The organism is Pseudenterobacter timonensis, assembly GCF_900021175.1.
Lineage (GTDB): Bacteria > Pseudomonadota > Gammaproteobacteria > Enterobacterales > Enterobacteriaceae > Enterobacter > Enterobacter timonensis.
The window spans coordinates 1-18225 of sequence record NZ_FCOP01000013.1 but is presented as its reverse complement, the minus strand read 5'-3'; the positions used below and the strand labels follow the sequence as shown (position 1 = coordinate 18225).

The following is an 18225-nucleotide window of genomic DNA, read 5'->3' as shown; positions in this document are numbered from 1 at the left end:
ATGGCTGTTTACCACCTCAGTACCCGTATTAACTCTAATGTCCCGGCTGATTCTTTACTGTATGACCTGTGTATTTATCGCATGGACTCACGCAGAAATAAATTCCCTCTGGTAGATGTGAAACAACAGGCGTTTTCGGGTAATTATGAAACCCAGACTCACATGACCGCAAATATAAATGAGTCACTTTCGACAATTTATATTATGGAAATAAAACTTTATCGAAAAACCCTGTTGCATACGCACTGTGTAACGCCTGTTCCGTTCACTAAAATGTACACGCTGGAAGAATTTGCATCAGGCAAAGCCTGGTCTCCGGTGAAGCGGGAAAACCCCTGTTATTTTGAGTCAACAGGGACAATGAAGCCCGAGAGTCAGGGGGGCGAAACAAAGCAGATTAAAATTACCCTCCCTGAACGACCATTTGTAGCGAAAGAATATCCTGTCGGAACGCCGCAGGATCCGTTTGAAAAACATAAAATTGAATCTGAAGTACACGACAGATTTTATCATTATTCTTATCCTTATCAGGCCAGCGCAAGTGTATGTGGACCTGCTGCATTTTTTTACTGTGTTCAAATGGACCGCCCTGATGTCTATGCCCAAGCTGCCAGGGAACTCTGGCGGTATGGAAAGACTAAAATAGGTGCATTGACAATTTCCCCTGGCGAAGGGTGTAAACACCCTTCAGGTATGTTTTATACAGGTGGAGGTCAGCCAGGGATCTTAGGGATTGACTGGATGACGCTGGCTGGACTCAGGGATTCAGAAAATACCATACTGAGCTTTGATGCTCTTGATTCGCCAGTGGCTGGTATCACAATGTGGCAAACACTGAGGGAGTGGTTTGAAAAGGCCGGTTATGAAATAGTTTTTAGTAATGTAGGAATCACTCAGGCAGGCACCCAGGGAATTAGAGATTTAAATAAGTATGTGGAGCAAGGTTATAAAGTCGTGACATTAATAAATGATGGGCTGCTTGAAGGTAGTACAAACAACACGACATTACCAACGCACTGGGTTGTATGGGATGGTTCTGTAACACAGGATGAAAATAGGTATATTAACTTAAAGTTATTTTCTTGGGGAGAATCAGCTAACTGGATTAAACAGAAAAAAGATTTGCGGTTTTTTATCAACAGATTCTTCGGGGGGATGGTTTTCAAACCATTAAAATAGCCATGAGGATGTTTTTTATTGTTTTTATTTCATTTGCAGTATCAGCATGCAGTTTACATGCTAATGTTACTCCTGATGGTAATTCACTCAACGATGCTCTAGTAGGAACGCTGTATTCCAGTGAAATAAATATAAATGGTGGCGCTGTATCATCTTTAGATTCCAGTGGGAAAGAAAGATTCGTAGGTGAAATCATTCCATCCGATACAGGATTAACTTTAAGATATTGTAACGATTCTCCGGCACACAATTGCGTCAGGATTCAGGGAGTACCCGTAAAGCCGGGGATTGTCACTGTACGCGTATCAGGCGGATTGTTTGGCACAAATGTAGCGACAGGCGGGGAATTTGATAAAACATATACTATTAAGATCAAAGATCGAGCCGATGCTGAAAAATCGCGGGCTGAGTGAGTAAGCCTTTATCAGGCTGAAACCGAACCGGGCGCGATGCCCGGTTTTTTATCGTTCAAACATTATAAATTAAGCGCCGAATGCGCCATCTATCGTATGCATCGCGCCTGTGACAAAACCGGCCTCCGGCCCGGCAAGCCAGGCGACCATACCCGCGACCTCTTCAGGTCGTCCGTGTCTTTTTATCGCCATAAAGCTGTGCATCAGATCTTTCATCGGCCCGTTTTCAGGATTGGCATCGGTATCTATTGGTCCGGGCTGAACCACGTTGATTGTTATTCCTCGTGGTCCAAAATCACGCGCCAGGCCGCGGGCTAAACCCTGTAGGGCTGATTTACTCAGCGCGTAAGCCGCCATGCCGGGAACCGGCATACGGTCGCCGTTAACTGAACCGATGATAATGATACGTCCACCGGGAGACATTTTGCGTGCCGCCTCGACAGACGCATGATAGGGAGCATGAATATTAATCCTGAACAGGCGGTCAACAGCATCAGGATCGTGGTCCAGCGCATCGCCCAACAGAGCAATGCCAGCATTAACCACCAGAATGTCGAGCGGTCCGCTGTCACGCACTGTTGTGATAACAGCCTCTCGATCGGCACTGTCGGTAAAAATAGCCTCCGATTTTGTCTCTTTCGCTAATTCCTGTGCTGCCTCTTTTGAACCGGAGTAGGTGAATCTGACTTTTGCACCTTCTGTCGCGAAACGGCGCACAATCGCGGCGCCAATACCCCGGCTGCCACCCATAACCAGAACGTTTTTACCTTCAAAATTGCGCATGCTGAATATCCTCATCGGGTTTTGTAGTGTACACTACAAATCACCAGAAATATAAAGTCAAACGGTTTTGTAATGAGCACTACAAAAATAGGTAAAACGCCCGGACGCCCGCGAAAATTCGATGCTGAAAACGCGGTAACCGTGGCGCAGCGTTTGTTTCATGCGCGCGGATATGACGCGGTGAGCGTTGCAGAGGTGACTGCCGCGCTGGACATAAATCCCCCAAGTTTCTATGGCGTGTTTGGCAGCAAAATTGGCTTGTATAACCAGGTACTTAGTCGCTATTCCAGAACAAGCGCGCTTCCCTTTACAGAGATTTTGCGCGAAGGGCGACCCGTCGCAGAGGCGTTAACGGAACTGCTAGAAGCGGCGGCGCGGCTGTATGCCGGCAATGAAATGTGTACGGGCTGTCTGGTTATCGAAGGCACCCGGTGTAACGATCCTCAGGCGCGGGAATCAGCCGGGTCATTTTATCGGGCAGCGGAGAGGGGGATTTATGATTTTATCGCCTCTCACTATCCGCAGGAGGCTGAACGTTTAACGGCTTTTATGAGCGTTGTTATGTCCGGACTCTCCGCTAAAGCCCGACAAGGTTATGGCGTTGAGCAATTACTGGAAAGCGCCCGTCTTGCCGGGCTGGCCTTATCAGCAACAGTACCGAACCGGCTTGAATGAACTGCTTTCGCTTGTATTGTTTCAGTCGAACTTACCGTCTGAAGAAAAGGTAGCGCTACAGCATGTTTTGCAATAGAAGGCATGTTTTTCAGAAGGGGCCTCTCATGAGGCCTCCTTTTTCAGCAACCTACCTGTACCACCGTCTCCGTTTCGGTTTAGGTATGCAGGAAATAGCGGTGAGTTGTGTTCCACAGAGGGAGCAAACAGCACCATGAGGTTGGTTTAAGTCAGAACGAAAAGTAGTGAAAAAGAACTTTTTGTTCGAACAAACCTGGCATTTGAACTGGATGTTGGGGATATCCCCTCCTGCCCGGTGAATTGAAGCTTCACGGTACAGTAAATAGGCATCAATGTATCTAATTATCTGAATATATTTTGTACCGCCACCAGAGTCTGGCAGAGAAACAATGGGGTGTACGTTATAAGCAAAACGGCAACCCGAAGGTTGCCGTCCTGGTTATACCAGCGCGTTAGGGCAGGTTTCGCCTTTTTCCAGTTGCAGCAGATTATCCAGCGTCGTTTCGGAGATACTGATCAGCGCCTCGGCGGTGAGGAAGGCCTGGTGCCCGGTGAAGAGCACGTTATGGCAGGCGGAGAGGCGACGGAATACATCATCCTGGATAACGTCGTTAGACTTATCTTCAAAGAAAAGATCGCGCTCGTTCTCGTAGACATCCATCCCCAGCGCGCCGATTTTTTGCGTTTTCAGCGCTTCGATGGCCGCCTGAGAGTCCACCAGACCGCCGCGGCTGGTGTTGATAATCATCACCCCATCCTTCATCTGTTCGAAGGCGCTCTGGTTAAGCAGGTGGTAGTTTTCCGGCGTCAGCGGGCAGTGGAGTGAAATCACATCGGACTCGCAGAAGAGGGTGGAGAGATCGACATACTCTACGCCGAGATCCAGCGCGGCGGCGCTTGGATAGGGATCGAAAGCCAGCAGACGCATTCCAAACCCTTTCAGGATGCGCAGGGCCGCCACGCCGATCTTACCGGTACCGATAATGCCTGCCGTTTTGCCGTGCATGGTAAAGCCGGTCAACCCTTCGAGGGAGAAGTTGGCATCACGGGTGCGTTGATAAGCGCGGTGAATGCGTCGGTTCAGCGACATCATCATCCCGACGGCGTGTTCCGCTACCGCTTCCGGAGAGTAGGCGGGAACGCGCACCACCTTCAGCCCCAGCTCTTTGGCGGCGTCAAGATCGACGTTATTGAAGCCCGCGCAGCGCAGCGCCACATATTTAACCCCCTGGGCCTTAAGCTCTTCCAGTACCGGGCGGCTGCCGTCATCATTAACGAAAATGCAGACCGCGTCGCAGCCGTGGGCGGTTTTGGCGGTTTTTTCAGTCAGCAGAAAGTCGAAAAATTCGATATCAAATCCGTAGGTCTCATTAACATGTTGCAGGTACTTTTTGTCGTACTGCTTTGTGCTATAAACGGCTAGTTTCATAAGACTTTCTCCAGTGAAGTTTCCCTCACGTTAGCATGATTAAAAATTTCTTACAAATCTTAAAATTTTATTGATTTCAATAAGTTCTATGAATAATTTTAGTGCATCTATCCTTAAACTTGTCGTTTACTTCACCTGACTGACCAAACATGCAACAATAAACGGCTCTGTCGGCTTATTTTTTCGCTAAATCAGGATATTAACTACCCATGAAGGGTAAATACAAAGCCGCGCTTGCGCTCCTTCTGCTTGTTATTCTTCTGCCGCTGACGCTGCTGTTGACGCTCGCCCAGTGGGTACCAACCCTGGCCGGGATCTGGCTGCCTGCGGGCACGCGTATCGCCTTCGAGGAGTCTCCCCGGCTCACCCGTCACGCCCTGATTATTCCCGACCTGCGCTATCTGGTGGAGGATTGCGAGATTGCCCGCGTGAAGAATGCCCGTCTCGCACATCCCAGCCGCTGGAAGCTGGATATCGATTCGCTCGATCTCAATACCACCTGTCTGGGCAAGCTACCGCAGACGGAGCCTTCCGGCGCCTCGCCGAAAACGCTGGCACAGTGGCAGGCGATGTTACCCAACACCTGGCTTTCGATTGGCAGGGTAACGCTCGCCCCATGGCAACAGTGGCAGGGAAAAGTCACCGCCTCGCTCACGCCAGCCCGCCAGACTATCGCCTGGCAGGGGGAGGCGTTTCAGCTACAGGCCGCGCTTAATGGCCAGCATCTGACCGTGACCGAACTGGCGATCCATCTTACGCCAGATCGGGAGCCCATCCGGCTGGAGGGGGATTTTACCCTGCCGCTGGTGCCGGATGGCTTGCCGGTGAAAGGCCATGCGCTGGCTACCTTTACCGTGCCGTCCATCGCCGCGCCGGTGGATGCCGAACTGAACTGGGACGACGACCGGGGGCAGCTGATCGCCATTGCCCGGGATAACCCCGAGCCGCTGCTCGATCTCCCCTGGCAGATTAGCGACAGCACATTCACCGTCAGCGATGGCCGCTGGAGCTGGAACGAAGCCGGCATAACGCCTGGCGGGCGGGTGAGTTTCAGAGTGGAAAACTGGCGGCAGGGGCTGGAAGGGGCGACCGTCAGCGGACGCCTCAACATGCTGACTCAGGGGATAGCGGGCAAAGCCAACGCGGTGCTCACCTTTGGCCCCGGCAGGCTGAGCATGACGCAGAGCGCGCTACCTATGCACCTCACCGGCGAGGCTAAACATGAGGATCTTATCCTCTACGCCACCCTTCCGGCGACGCTGACCGGCGCGCTGTCCGATCCGCAGCTGGCCTTCGCTCCCGGCGCGCTGCTGCGCTCGCGCGGGCGGATAATTGACTCCCTCAATATTGACGAGATCCGCTGGCCGCTGGCCGGGGTCAGGCTCTCCGCGCAGGGGGTGGACGGGCGGTTACAGGCGATCCTGAAGGCGCACGAAGAGGAGATGGGTGATTTTGTGCTGCACCTGGACGGGAAAGCGAGCCAGTTTCTGCCGGACCATGGGCTCTGGCAGTGGCGCTACTGGGGGGAAGGCAACTTTACGCCGATGAACGCCCGCTGGGACGTGGCGGGCAGAGGGGAGTGGCGCGACAACACTATCGTGCTCACCGATCTCGCCACCGGGTTCGATAAGCTCCAGTACGGAACCATGCTTATCGACAAGCCCCGGCTGGTGCTGGCTGCGCCGGTGAGCTGGCAACGCGACGCGGCCAGCCCGCACTTCAGCGGCGCGCTGGCGCTGGACGCCGGGCAAACGCTTTTCACCAGCGGCGGCAGGCTTCCCGCCTCGACGCTGCGCTTCAGCGTCGACGGCACGGACCCGACGCTTTTCCAGTTCAAAGGCGATCTGCGCGCGGGTGATATTGGTCCGGTGCGGGTAACGGGCCGCTGGGATGGCGAGCGGCTGCGCGGCCAGGCCTGGTGGCCGAAACAGTCCCTGACGGTCTTTCAACCGCTGCTGCCGCCTGACTGGAAGCTGGCCCTGCGCGACGGGGAGCTCTATGCGCAGGTCGCCTTTTCCGCCGCCACCGGGCAGGGATTCGAAGCGGGCGGCCACGGCGTGGTGACAAATGCCAGCGCCTGGCTGCCCGATAACAAAATTAACGGCGTCGATTTTGTTCTGCCGTTTCGTTTTGGGGCGGGTACCTGGTCTCTGGGAACCCACGGGCCGGTCACGCTGCGCATCGGCGAGGTGGTGAATCAGGTAACGGCGCGTAATATCACCGCCGATCTGCAGGGTAATTATCCCTGGAGCGAGGCGCATCCGCTGCTGCTCACCAACGTCAGCACCGATCTGCTGGGCGGGAAGATCACCCTTCAGCAGCTGCGTATGCCGCAGCACGATCCGGCTCTGCTGCGGGTGGAAAACATCTCCACCAGCGAGCTTATCAGCGCCATCAATCCCAAGCAGTTCACCCTTTCCGGCCCGGTAAGCGGCGCGTTGCCGTTCTGGCTGGAGAACGATCGCTGGATCATAAAGGATGGCTGGCTCACTAACCCCGGCGCCATGACCCTGCGCATTGACCAGGATACGGCAGACGCTATCGTCGAGAAAAACGTGGCGGCGGGGGCGGCTATCAACTGGCTGCGCTATATGGAAATTTCCCGTTCCTGGACGAAAATCAATGTGGACAATCTGGGCGTGATGACGCTGCAGGCGAGCATCACCGGCACCAGCCGGGTAGAGGGCAAAAGCAACACGGTGCACCTTAACTATTCCCATGAAGAGAACCTTTTTACCCTCTGGCGCAGCCTGCGTTTTGGGGACAATCTACAGTCATGGCTTGAGCAAAACGCGGCGCTACCGGATGTCCGCTGTCAGGCAGACAAGGTCTGTAAGGAGCAAGAATGAACAAGCTGGCAGGGGCGTTCGGCGTGGCGATCGTCATGATGACCGGCTGCACGCCGCGTATCGAAGTGGCGGCGCCGAAAGAGCCCATCACCATCAATATGAACGTGAAAATTGAGCACGATATCCACATCAAGGCCGACAAGGATGTGGAAGACCTGCTCAAAACTCGCAGCGATCTCTTCTGAGGAGAGGACGATGAGAACAGGCATCGTGGTGTCTCTGACGCTCTGCTTCAGCCTGCAGGCGCAGGCGCTCACCCTCGACGAGGCCCGCCAGCAGGGGTGCGTCGGGGAAACGTTCAGCGGCTATATCGCCCCGCTGCGCCAGGATGCCCAGACGCTGGCGCTGGTTAAGCGTATCAATGCGGCGCGCAATGAAAGCTACCAGAGGCTGGCGGAGAGCAATAATCTCCCGGTGGAGGAGGTGGCGAAAATGGCGGGGCAGAAGCTGGTCACCCGCGCGCAGCCGGGTGAGTATGTGAAAGGCATTAACGGTCGCTGGATGAAAAAGTAGTCAGCGGTAGCGCCGCCGGTACTCGCCAGGCGAGACGCCGAAGCGCTGCTTAAAAGCGGTGGAGAAGTGGCTGTGATCGGCAAAACCCCAGCTATAGCCGATGCCCGCCAGCTTCTCTTCATCCCCCGTGGCGCGGAGCGCCTGCGCGCAGAGATCGAGACGGCGGTTTTTGATGTATTGCGCCACCACCAGCCCCTTATCGGCAAACATACGGTAGAGGCTGCGCACCGACATGCCGCTCTCGGCGGCGATCCATTCCGGGCGCAGCGCGGGCGACTGCAGATGTTCGTCTATCAGCGCCAGCACGTTCCTGAACTGCCGCTCCTTGCGCGGCGCCGTCTCCTGCTCCTGAAAGGCGGGGCGCAGCAGGCAGACCATCGCTTCCAGCGCCGCTTCGCTCTCCCTGTCGCTGAGGGCGCCATTCTCCATACTCTCTTTCAGCAGCCGGAAGCTGAGCTGGACGGTGGGTAGCTGGCGGGAGAGGCGATGGGCGCAGCGGATCGCCTGAAAGCGGCACTGCTGTTCGACGATCTGGCGCGGCAGCAGGAGGGAAATTTGTCTGGATCGCTCCGGCCAGTAAATGGAGCAGGGGCGCGAGGCGTCAATCAGGGTGATATCGCCCGCCTCCAGCACGCTCTGCCGATCGTTCTGCTCGACGATGGCGCTCCCTTCGAGCTGAAAAACGGTATAAAACCAGGCGTCGTTGCCCAGTTTAATCTCCTCGCGGGAGCGGAGGAGATTCACCCCGGCGGTGGTGACGGTGCTGAGCTTCAGGCTGCGGGCGTAGCTGGTCTCCAGTTCGCCGATAAACTCGCCCGGCAACGGGCGCGCCGCAAAACGTCCGCAAACCTGGTTAATTTGCGCCAGCCACTGCTGATACTTTTCCTTCTCGCTTGCACACGCCATCTCTCATCTCGCTTCACGGTCAATGTTTTCGCATTGTTGCATTTGTGTTGCATTTTGTCAGGGGTACGGGGGTGACTATAGGTAAGAACACTTACCGGGAACAGTGGCATAAGCGGGAAATATCATGTTTTGCGGGGGCTGTCACAGCTGACAAAGCGAATGTCACGCAGATAAAAGCGCGTCTGGCAAACAGCTCGTAGACTGCCTTAACACCCTGCACATTATAAGGAGCACCTATGTCTGAACCCGAGATCGCCGTCCTGCAAAGCGTGCAGCAGTTTCTCGACCGGCATCATGGCCTGTGGATTGAAGGTCGGCAGACCGCCTCCGACAGCGAAAAACGTCTTAACGTCTTTAACCCTGCCACCGGGGCGGTTATCGCCTCCACCGCTGACGCCAGCGCGGAGGATGTGGATCGCGCGGTGATGTCCGGCTGGCGCGCCTTTATCGCCCGTAGCTGGGCGGGCAAGCTTCCCGCCGAGCGGGAGCGCATCCTGCTGCGCTTCGCCGATCTCGTCGAGCAGCACGGGGAGGAGCTGGCGCAGCTTGAGACGCTGGAGCAGGGCAAATCCATTAACATCTCCCGCGCCTTCGAAGTGGGCTGTACCCTCAACTGGATGCGCTATACCGCCGGGCTGACCACCAAGATCGCCGGAAAGACGCTCGATCTCTCCATCCCGCTGCCGCAGGGGGCGCGCTATCAGGCGTGGACCCGTAAGGAACCGGTGGGAGTGGTGGCGGGGATTGTGCCGTGGAACTTCCCCCTGATGATCGGCATGTGGAAGGTGATGCCGGCGCTGGCGGCGGGCTGTTCTATCGTGATTAAGCCGTCGGAGACCACGCCGCTGACCCTCCTGCGCGTGGCGGAGCTGGCGAGCGAAGCAGGTATCCCCGATGGGGTCTTTAACGTGGTGACCGGCAGCGGCGCGGTGTGCGGCGCGGCGCTGACCTCGCATCCCCGTATCGCAAAAATTAGCTTTACCGGCTCCACCGCCACCGGCAAGCAGATTGCCCGCGCGGCGGCCGATACGCTGACGGGCGTGACGCTTGAGCTGGGCGGGAAAAACCCGGCCATCGTGCTGAAGGATGCGGACCCGGCCTGGGTGGTGGAAGGGCTGATGACCGGCAGCTTCCTTAACCAGGGGCAGGTCTGCGCCGCCAGCTCGCGTATCTATATCGAAGCGCCGCTCTTTGACACCCTGGTGAGCCACTTTGAGCAGGCGGTGAAGTCGCTCAGCGTCGGGCCAGGCATGTCGCCGCAGGCTTTTATCAACCCGCTGGTCTCCCGGGCGCACTGCGATAAAGTGCAGTCGTTCCTGGATGAGGCGCAGTCGCGCCGGGCGGAGCTGATTGTCGGTAACAGTGGCCCCGACGCGCAGGGCTATTACGTTGCGCCAACGCTGGTGGTCAACCCGGAGGCGAGCCTGCGTCTGACCCGCGAAGAGGTATTCGGCCCGGTGGTTAACTTGGTGCGCGTGGCGGACGGCGAAGAGGCGTTACGGCTGGCGAATGATACCGAATATGGCCTGACCGCCAGCGTCTGGACGCAAAACATCAGCCAGGCGCTGGAATACACCGATCGCCTGCAGGCGGGCACCGTGTGGGTCAACAGCCATACCCTGATCGACGCTAACCTGCCATTCGGGGGAATGAAGCAGTCGGGCACCGGGCGCGATTTCGGTCCCGACTGGCTGGACGGCTGGTGTGAAACCAAGTCGGTCTGCGTCCGTTATTAAGAGGGCTCCCCGGGCGGAGTGATTTCGCTGCACCAGCGATTTCGCCCGCCCTCTTTGGCGCGGTAGAGCGCCGCATCGGCCGCCGCGATCAGTTCGGCGGCGGTTTGGCCCGATGCCAGAGTGGCGATGCCGATACTCACCGTCACCACGGCGCTCACCGGCGAGCTGGCGTGGGGGATGGCCGCATGGCGCAGCCCCTTCTGTACGCGAGCGGCCACCTCCTGCGCCTGCTCGCGATCACAGTCAAAGAGCATCGTTAAAAATTCTTCGCCGCCGTAGCGGGCCACCCGATCCTCCTCGCTGCGCACCGACTTCTTCAGCACCCTGGCCACGCGAACCAGACAGGCATCTCCCGCCTGGTGGCCGTAGGTGTCGTTGTAGCGCTTGAAGTAATCCACATCTAGCATCATTACCGAGAAGCGTCGCTGCTGGCTGACGGCGTTCTCCAGCACATGCAGCATTGCCCGGCGATTGGCGGTCTCCGTGAGCGGGTCCTGATGCGCGAGCAGATCCAGGCGGGCGATCAGCCGCTGATTCTGCTGGTTTCGCTCCCAGGCCTCATCGAACCAGCGCAGCAGGATAAACCGCCCGCAGATCAGAATAAGGGTAAAAAGCGACCAGACCACGGCAAAGCGGATATTGAGCGCTTCATTGAGAGAGACGCTGGCAAAGGGCAGCGTGATCCAGAGCGGCGCGATAAAGGCTGCCAGCCCCGTCGGGTAAAAGTAGAGCGCGGCCATGGCGGTAAGTAACAGAATGATTGCCAGCGGCCAGACGTGGGGCAGGTGCAGAAGGGTAACAAACCAGTAGCAGCAGAGCGACCAGACAAGGCTAAGCAACAGCAGCATCACGCTCACCCCGCGCATCGTGCGCCAGCTGAGTATTACGGTGGCCACCGCGAGCAGGATAATTCCCCCCATGGCCACATCAACCGTATCCATCAGCCGCGCGCTGACCAGACTGGTCTCGGGCAAATCATGAAAGAGGATGTCGCGCAGGAGGACCATCAGCGCAAAGCTGATATTCACAAAAGCCAGCCAGGGCAGGTTGATCGCCAGGCCGCGGGCTACCATCGCCTCGCGGGTCGGCCAGGAAGGTAAATCGGCGGGAGGGTTATGGCGTCTTTCCATTACGTCGTCGCTAAAGAGTGACTAAAAGAGGCGGGCGGAGAGACCGCCCGCCTGCCGGTTAAGGCGTTACGATATTAAACCAGAAATCGAATTTATCCATATAACCAAGCATCTGATCGAGTTTGGCGCTGTCGCCGGTAATGGTGACGTCACCACTATCCTGGGCCTGCTTCAGCGTTACCTCTTTCAGGATGATCTTGTTCAGGGTGTCGCGGTTGAGCTTCACGGTGGCGTCGGCGTTCTGCGCTTCGGCATTGGCGGTGTGGTTAAGCACGCCGTTTTCCAGTTCCAGCTTATATTTACCGCCGTCGTCGCCGAGATCGATATTAAATACCGATTTCGCGTCGCCCGCTTTCTCGCCGTTAATATGGACCGCCAGATAGTCAAAGAACATTTCCGGCGTCATGGCGCGAACGGTATCCGGGCTGGCGGTGTTAGGGGTTGGCCCCTTGATCACGCCGTTACGCAGCTCCTGCGCGCCCGTCAGATAGAAGTTACGCCATGGGCCCGACTCCGCCTGGTAACCCAGCTGCTCCAGGGCATCCGCTTCCAGATTACGCGCCGCCTGGTTGTTCGGATCGGCAAAGACGACCTTACTCACCACCTGGGCAACCCAGCGGTAGTTACCCTGATCGAAGTCGGTTTTCGCTTTTTGTAATATGGCGTCCGCGCCGCCCATATACTCGACGAATTTTTTAGCGGCCTCTTCCGGCGGCAGTTCGTCAAGCGTAGCCGGGTTGCCATCGAACCAGCCCAGATAAAGCACATAGGTGGCTTTAACGTCATGGCTTACCGAACCGTAGTAACCCCGGTTGGCCCAGGTGTGCGCCAGCGAATCGGGCAGCTTAAACTGGGCGGCGATTTCGTCGCGCGTCAGCCCTGCGTTGGCCATGCGCAGCGTCTGATCGTTAATGTAACGATAGAGGTCGCGCTGGCTTTTCAGCAGGTTCAGCACGTTTTCCTTGCCCCAGGTCGGCCAGTGGTGCTGCGCCATAATGATCTCGGCCTTATCACCCCAGCGTACAATCGCCTGGTTAATGTATTTCGACCACGGCAGCGGCTCGCGAATTTTCGCGCCGCGCAGGGAATAGGTGTTGTGCAGGGTATGGGTGACATCCTCCGCGGACTCGATGAGTTTCTTCTCTTCGATATACCACAGCATCTCTGACGGCGCTTCAGAGCCCGGCGCCAGCATAAAGTCATAGGTCAGTCCGTCGATAACCTCTTTCTGCCCGTCTTTTTCAATAATATTGGTCGGGGCGATAAGGGTAACGGTGCCCGCAGAGGTGGTAGTGCCCAGTCCGGCGCCAACCTGGCCTTTCACGTCGGGTTTCAGCAGGTTGCCGTACATATAGCTGGCGCGGCGGCTCATCACGTTACCCGCCATAATATTTTCCGCCACCGCGGCTTCCATAAAGCCGGCCGGCGCATAAACCTTCACTTTGCCCGCTTTGACGTCCGCTTCATCCACTACGCCGCGCACCCCGCCGTAGTGGTCAACGTGGCTGTGAGTATAAATAACGGCGACCACCGGTTTTTTCCCGCGATTTTTATAGTAGAGATCCATCCCCACTTTGGCCGTCTCCGCTGAAACCAGCGGGTCGACCACGGTAATCCCTTGCGTCCCTTCGATAATGGTCATATTCGAGAGATCGAGGTTACGGATCTGATAAACACCGTCGGTCACCTCGAACAGGCCGCTGATATTAATCAGCTGCGACTGGCGCCAGAGGCTGGGGTTGACCGTATCGGGCGCTTTATCGCCCTCTTTGATAAATGCATATTGCTGCGGGTTCCAGATAACATTTCCCTGTTCGCCTTTAATAACTTCCTGCGGCAGAGGGGCGATAAAGCCTTTATGGGCGTTGGTAAAATCGGTGTTATCAGAGAAGGGGAGCTGGCTGAAGAGAGCGTTATTCGCCTGCTGCGTGGCAGCGGAGGCCTCCTTCGGTGCTTCTGCGGCTATTGATGACAGAGGTAAAGCGGTAAAAAAGCCTGCAAGCACAAGGCTTCTGGCAATTAAATTAAATTTCATTCTCAAACCTCTCAGGTTATGCGCAACATTGTCGAAAAACCTAATGTTCTGACGGCGGGCGGTTCAATAAAATGAATTGAGTGAGCAGAATAACTATAATTCAGACCATATATTCAGCAAGCTGATGAATATAAATTCGGTGCCCTGAAGAGGGATAGAAAAGAGCCGGGCCATGCCCGGCCCGGTTTTACTGATTATCCTTTTTTTTGCCCAGCGTCGGGGTTTCGTCAAAGAAGTTCCACGGTTTGAGCAGCGTATGAACCCATTCGGTCGGCATCATCGGCCACTCTTCGGCCCTGGCCACGTGGGTGGTGCCGGTGGTCATCCAGACCACGTCGTCCTGATTATCCAGCGACTCGTTGTCTTTGCTGTACTGCCCCAGCCCGGTATCGTGCGCGGAGCGGTTCGGGTATTTTCCTTCGGGATAAAGCTCGTCAGGGTGGTAGCGGGTCACCCACAGCTGCTTATCCATAAAGCTCAGACGATGGTAAATCCACTCGTCCGGGGCGAACTTCGCGCCGGAGGCGACCGGGTGCGTTCCCCCGGCGTAAGGGATTATCTGATAGGAGACAGGGTTGCCCATCCGGTTCTCTTTACTGGTGTTGCTCAGCAGACGGATGGTGCCCGGATCGAACTTCTGCGCCGCCTGCTGCTCGCTGTCAATCGTATACTGGTTGACCTGCATAGTGCTGGTACGCGGGCCGCCGGCGGTATTGGGTTTCACTTCCGGGTCCATCGCCACCAGCCGGTTGTTAATGCCGTCGACGTCGAGATCGAGACGGAAGTTATAGATGTGCTGGTGGGTGGTGCCCACGATGTTGTGATCGATCAGCGTCCCGTACTTCGTGTCATCTTTGGCGCTCGGATCGTGCATGGTTTTTGCCTGCACCCCTTTCACCGCTTCGATGCCGGTTGCCCCTGCATCGATACCGATGGTGCCGTTTTCGTGGAAGATCCAGTCAAAGATATAGTCATAGTTACCGACGGTGCTCACCCAGCGCACCACCAGCTCCCGGCGTTCGGCGCTGACGTTCGGTTTGCCCATCTCCTGATGCTTATACTCCGGCCCGGCGTAGCGTTCAAAGATAGCGATGGCGCGGGGGATTTTCATCGGCTCACCCGTGTAATCGGGGATGGTCTCATCCAGCATCACCGCGTTTGACGGCGCGTCTTTGCCGCGCACCAGCGGGGAGGTGAGGGTGCCCATGCCGTAGTCGCCGGAGTCGAGATAGGCTTTAAAGTACCAGCCGATGTCCGGGTCGCCATAAGGCACAATCATCCCGCCCAGCGAGCCCTGATACATGACCTGCCGTTTTTTGCCGTTGTCGTTATAGGTAACGGTGGAGATCATGGGCCCCACGCGGGAGTCAAGGCTGAGATGGAAATCCCAGTTCTGCCAGTGCACCATGTCGCCGGTAATGGTGTAGTTTTTACCCTCCGGCTCCACAATCTCCAGCGGCTTGTGTCCGGGGGCGATACGGTCCCGGCCATCGTAGGGGCGCGGCGTCAGTGGCACCGGTACCACCGGACCCTCTTCAATTTTCTGGATCTTTTTCTGCTCAAGATCAACCACGGCCACCAGGTTTTCGATAGGGTGCGCCCAGTAGTTGCCGTCGCCCACGTCGAGATAACTGATCACTTTCAGCAGGCGATCCTCCTGTTTGAGGCCATCTTTGCCGTCAAAGAAGCCCACCGTCAGGGGCGTGGTAATCACCTTTTTCGGATCGGTAACACCATGTTTTTTCAGCGCTTCGGCGTATTCGGGGCTGGCGTCGATCACCTGCTGGACGGTGGCGAAATCATCCAGCAGCACCATGCCGTGCGCCCCCGGGATGGCCTCCCAGCGGAGCACTTTTTTCTCATTCAAATCCACCCGGCTTTCGATAATTTCGCGGCCAACCAGCATGGTGATATTGACCTGGCGCGGCGTATCCACCGCGGTGCCGTTCAGCACAAAATCCCACACTTTGGCTTTTTCTGGCTCCGCCAGCGAAATCTGCGTAAAGCGGGTGTTGGGCTTAAAGTCGGGAGAAGCTTTGACAATCTCCACGGCGCGCTTAATCTCGTCACCGCTCAGGGCGTTAAGAGGGTGAGGCCGCTTTTCCACCTGGAAAGTCTGGTCGAGCCCCGACTGAAATACATCGTTGATAAAGGTGTCGGAGATAAACGCCTCTTTGCCTTTCATCACGATCGGCACCTGCAGTTCGAGGGTCTTGCCGTTGACGACCACCGTTTTCGCGCCCGGTTTAGCCTTCACGAAGGCGCCATCTTTGGCGAGGGTAAACATACCGGCGTAGTCGTCCCACTGCACGTCGGCGCCAAACTCTGCCATAGCTTTATCCATCGGGACCATATGCGCCTCTCCCCCGTGGGCAAAGGCGGGGGATTGCCAGGCGCACACCAGCGCAACGGCCATGGCCAGCGCCGTTTTGCGGGCGGAAAAAGAAGAATGGGTTCGCATCGTTGACCTCTTGTTGTGTTTATAGTGTTGTGCCAGCGTTATCCTGACAGGCGCAGACGAAAAGCGTTTGCCTGCATCTGCCAGGTTATTTGTCAGCTTTGCCAGATTAATTTGCCGGAGCGGAGCGCCCCGGCAGGGAAGGGATTAAGCGGGGAAATCGCCCTGCTGGCGCGCCACCAGCGTCAGGATGGAGTAGAGCGCCACCGCCTGCTGATGCTGGTTAAAGACCTCTACGGCCCACTCCACCACGCCGGTCGGTTTTTCCTCCGCGCTGCGCTGCTTCTTGACCGTTTTACGTTTACAGGTCAGGCGCACCTGGAGGGTATCGCCCGGCTTCACCGGCTCGATAAAGCGCAGATTTTCCAGCCCGTAGTTAGCAATCACCGGCCCGACCCCCGCATCGACAAAAAGCCCTGCCGCGGCGGAGAGAACAAAATAGCCATGCACCACCCGCTCGCCGAAGATCGACTCCGCCGCGCCGATCTTGTCCATATGGGCGTAGAAGTGATCCCCGCTAAGGCAGGCGAAGTTAACGATATCCGCCTCGGTCATGGTGCGGCGGGGAGTCAGCAGGCTGTCGCCGGGCTGGAGCTCCTCAAAATATTTGCGGAAGGGGTGAATGCGATCCTCTTGCACCTGCGCGCCGCGCACCCACTGGCGGCCAATGGCGGCCAGCATGGTCGGACTGCCCTGTACGGCGGTGCGTTGCAGGTAGTGTTTGACGGCGCGCAGGCCGCCCAGTTCCTCGCCGCCGCCCGCGCGTCCCGGCCCGCCGTGTACCAGCTGCGGCAGGGGAGAGCCGTGGCCGGTGGACTCTTTCGCCGACTCCTCGTTGAGGATCTGAATACGCCCGTGGGCGCGCGCCGCGCCGCAGATAAAGTGACGCGCGATCTGCGCATCGGCTGTTACCAGCGTCCCGGCCAGGCTACCGCCCCCCGCCCGCGCCAGCGCCAGGGCATGCTCCGCGTCGCGGCTGGGCATCAGCGTGGCGACGGGGCCAAACGCCTCGGTGCTATGAACGGCGGGCGTTTCATCCGGCTGCGGACAGTAGAGCAGGGTTGGCGGGAAGAAGGCTCCCGCCGCCTCGGTATCGGCTTTGCCGCCGAGCCGGATCTGGCACCCTGCGGCAAGAAGGCTATCCACCTTCTCCTGCACGTCGGCACGCTGTTCGCAGTTGACCAGCGCCCCCATCTTCACTCCCTCCTGCGCCGGATCGCCGTACACTACATTCTCAAGCCGGGCGACCAGCGCCTGGCTGACCGCCTCGATCTGCGCCTGCGGCACAATAATCCGGCGAATGGCGGTACATTTTTGCCCCGCTTTGGCGGTCATTTCCCGCACCACTTCCCGGATAAACAGCGCAAACTCGGGCTGTTCCGGCGTCACATCCTCGCCCAGTACGCAGCAGTTAAGGGAGTCCGCCTCCATGGTGAAGGGGATCGAATTTGCCACCAGGTTGGGATGAACCCGCAGCTGCTGTCCGGTGGCGGCCGAGCCGGTAAACGTCACCACATCCTGGCTATCAAGGTGCGCCAGCACATCCCCGGCGCCGCCGCAGATAAGGCTGATGGCCCCGTCCGGCACCAGGCCGCTGTCGACGATCGATTTCACCATCGCCTGGGTTACCTGTGCGGTGGCAGTGGCGGGCTTGATGATGGCGGGCATCCCGGCAAGCCAGGTGGGGGCCAGCTTCTCCAGCATCCCCCAGCAGGGGAAGTTAAAGGCGTTGATATGCACCGCCACTCCCGCCCGGGAAGTCAGCACGTGGCGGGCGGCAAATCCTCCCTCTTTTGAGAGCGGGATCAGCTCATCTTCCGGCCAGATCGTATCGTCCGGCAGCTCCCGGTTACCGAGGCTGGCGTAGGTGAAAAGGGTGCCGATCCCCCCTTCGATATCCACCCAGCTGTCGGCGCGGGTCGCACCGGTCTGCGCGGAGAGGGCGTAGAACTGCTCTTTCTCGTTCAGCAGATGTTTTGCGACCGCCTTCAGCATGGCGGCGCGTTCGATAAAGGTCATCGCCCGCAGCGCGTCGCCGCCCCGTTCAACGGCGTAGCGGCGGGCGGCCGCCCTATCCCGCCCCTCGCTGGGAACTGTCCAC

At 57.4% G+C, this 18225-nt stretch carries 14 protein-coding genes; 7 read left to right on the top strand and 7 right to left on the bottom strand.

Annotated elements, in window-relative coordinates; translation table 11 throughout:
* Entirely contained in the window at positions 1-1179 is a 1179-nt protein-coding gene (locus BN3796_RS15485; protein ID WP_061709269.1) for a hypothetical protein, read from the top strand.
* An 8-nt stretch (positions 1180-1187) separates the two neighbouring features.
* Positions 1188-1592: a hypothetical protein gene (locus BN3796_RS20305; protein ID WP_238379238.1), complete on the top strand. Its 405-nt coding sequence runs from the start codon at positions 1188-1190 to the stop codon at positions 1590-1592.
* 69 nt (positions 1593-1661) lie between these two features.
* On the opposite strand, the gene bdcA is transcribed toward BN3796_RS20305, so the two are convergent.
* The gene (gene bdcA / locus BN3796_RS15480; protein ID WP_061709268.1) at positions 1662-2375 is read right to left on the bottom strand and encodes an SDR family oxidoreductase; all 714 of its coding nucleotides are present in this window, start codon (positions 2373-2375) and stop codon (positions 1662-1664) included.
* Positions 2376-2447: 72 nt separating this feature from the next.
* Here bdcA and BN3796_RS15475 point away from each other — a divergent pair, with 72 nt between their 5' ends.
* Complete coding sequence (locus BN3796_RS15475; RefSeq protein WP_061709267.1) at positions 2448-3050, top strand: TetR/AcrR family transcriptional regulator; 603 nt, start codon at positions 2448-2450, stop codon at positions 3048-3050.
* A 457-nt stretch (positions 3051-3507) separates the two neighbouring features.
* Here the strand turns inward: BN3796_RS15475 and BN3796_RS15470 are convergent, their stop codons facing one another.
* Positions 3508-4497 carry a 2-hydroxyacid dehydrogenase gene (locus BN3796_RS15470; RefSeq protein ID WP_061709266.1) on the bottom strand — a complete coding sequence of 330 codons (990 nt, stop codon included), beginning with the start codon at positions 4495-4497 and terminating at the stop codon, positions 3508-3510.
* 209 nt (positions 4498-4706) lie between these two features.
* Here BN3796_RS15470 and BN3796_RS15465 point away from each other — a divergent pair, with 209 nt between their 5' ends.
* From BN3796_RS15465 to BN3796_RS15455, 3 genes are read left to right on the top strand one after another with little or no spacing between them, the layout of a single operon-like run.
* Positions 4707-7346 (top strand): YdbH family protein, encoded by a 2640-nt coding sequence (locus tag BN3796_RS15465; protein WP_061709265.1) that lies wholly within the window; start codon positions 4707-4709, stop codon positions 7344-7346.
* On the top strand, positions 7343-7531 hold the full coding sequence (locus tag BN3796_RS15460) for a YnbE family lipoprotein (RefSeq protein ID WP_061709264.1): 189 nt from the start codon (positions 7343-7345) through the stop codon (positions 7529-7531). Before BN3796_RS15465 ends, BN3796_RS15460 begins: the two co-directional genes overlap by 4 nt.
* Before the next feature lie 10 nt (positions 7532-7541).
* Positions 7542-7859 (top strand): YdbL family protein, encoded by a 318-nt coding sequence (locus BN3796_RS15455; RefSeq protein WP_061709263.1) that lies wholly within the window; start codon positions 7542-7544, stop codon positions 7857-7859.
* Here the strand turns inward: BN3796_RS15455 and feaR are convergent, their stop codons facing one another.
* Positions 7860-8765 carry a transcriptional regulator FeaR gene (feaR, locus tag BN3796_RS15450; protein WP_061709262.1) on the bottom strand — a complete coding sequence of 302 codons (906 nt, stop codon included), beginning with the start codon at positions 8763-8765 and terminating at the stop codon, positions 7860-7862. It abuts the gene before it with no gap.
* 236 nt (positions 8766-9001) lie between these two features.
* Here feaR and BN3796_RS15445 point away from each other — a divergent pair, with 236 nt between their 5' ends.
* Complete coding sequence (locus tag BN3796_RS15445) at positions 9002-10501, top strand: aldehyde dehydrogenase family protein (RefSeq protein WP_061709261.1); 1500 nt, start codon at positions 9002-9004, stop codon at positions 10499-10501.
* Here the strand turns inward: BN3796_RS15445 and BN3796_RS15440 are convergent.
* The 4 genes from BN3796_RS15440 to paaZ form a co-directional block, all read right to left on the bottom strand.
* Entirely contained in the window at positions 10498-11631 is a 1134-nt protein-coding gene (locus BN3796_RS15440) for a GGDEF domain-containing protein (protein WP_061709260.1), read from the bottom strand. The genes BN3796_RS15445 and BN3796_RS15440 overlap by 4 nt on opposite strands.
* A 58-nt stretch (positions 11632-11689) precedes the next feature.
* Positions 11690-13666, bottom strand: a complete 1977-nt coding sequence (locus tag BN3796_RS15435) for an alkyl/aryl-sulfatase (RefSeq protein ID WP_061709259.1) — start codon at positions 13664-13666, stop codon at positions 11690-11692.
* 187 nt (positions 13667-13853) lie between these two features.
* The gene (gene tynA, locus BN3796_RS15430; RefSeq protein WP_061709258.1) at positions 13854-16127 is read right to left on the bottom strand and encodes a primary-amine oxidase; all 2274 of its coding nucleotides are present in this window, start codon (positions 16125-16127) and stop codon (positions 13854-13856) included.
* Positions 16128-16271: 144 nt separating this feature from the next.
* The coding region (gene paaZ / locus BN3796_RS15425; RefSeq protein ID WP_061709257.1) for a phenylacetic acid degradation bifunctional protein PaaZ at positions 16272-18225 on the bottom strand (1954 nt) is incomplete at its 5' end.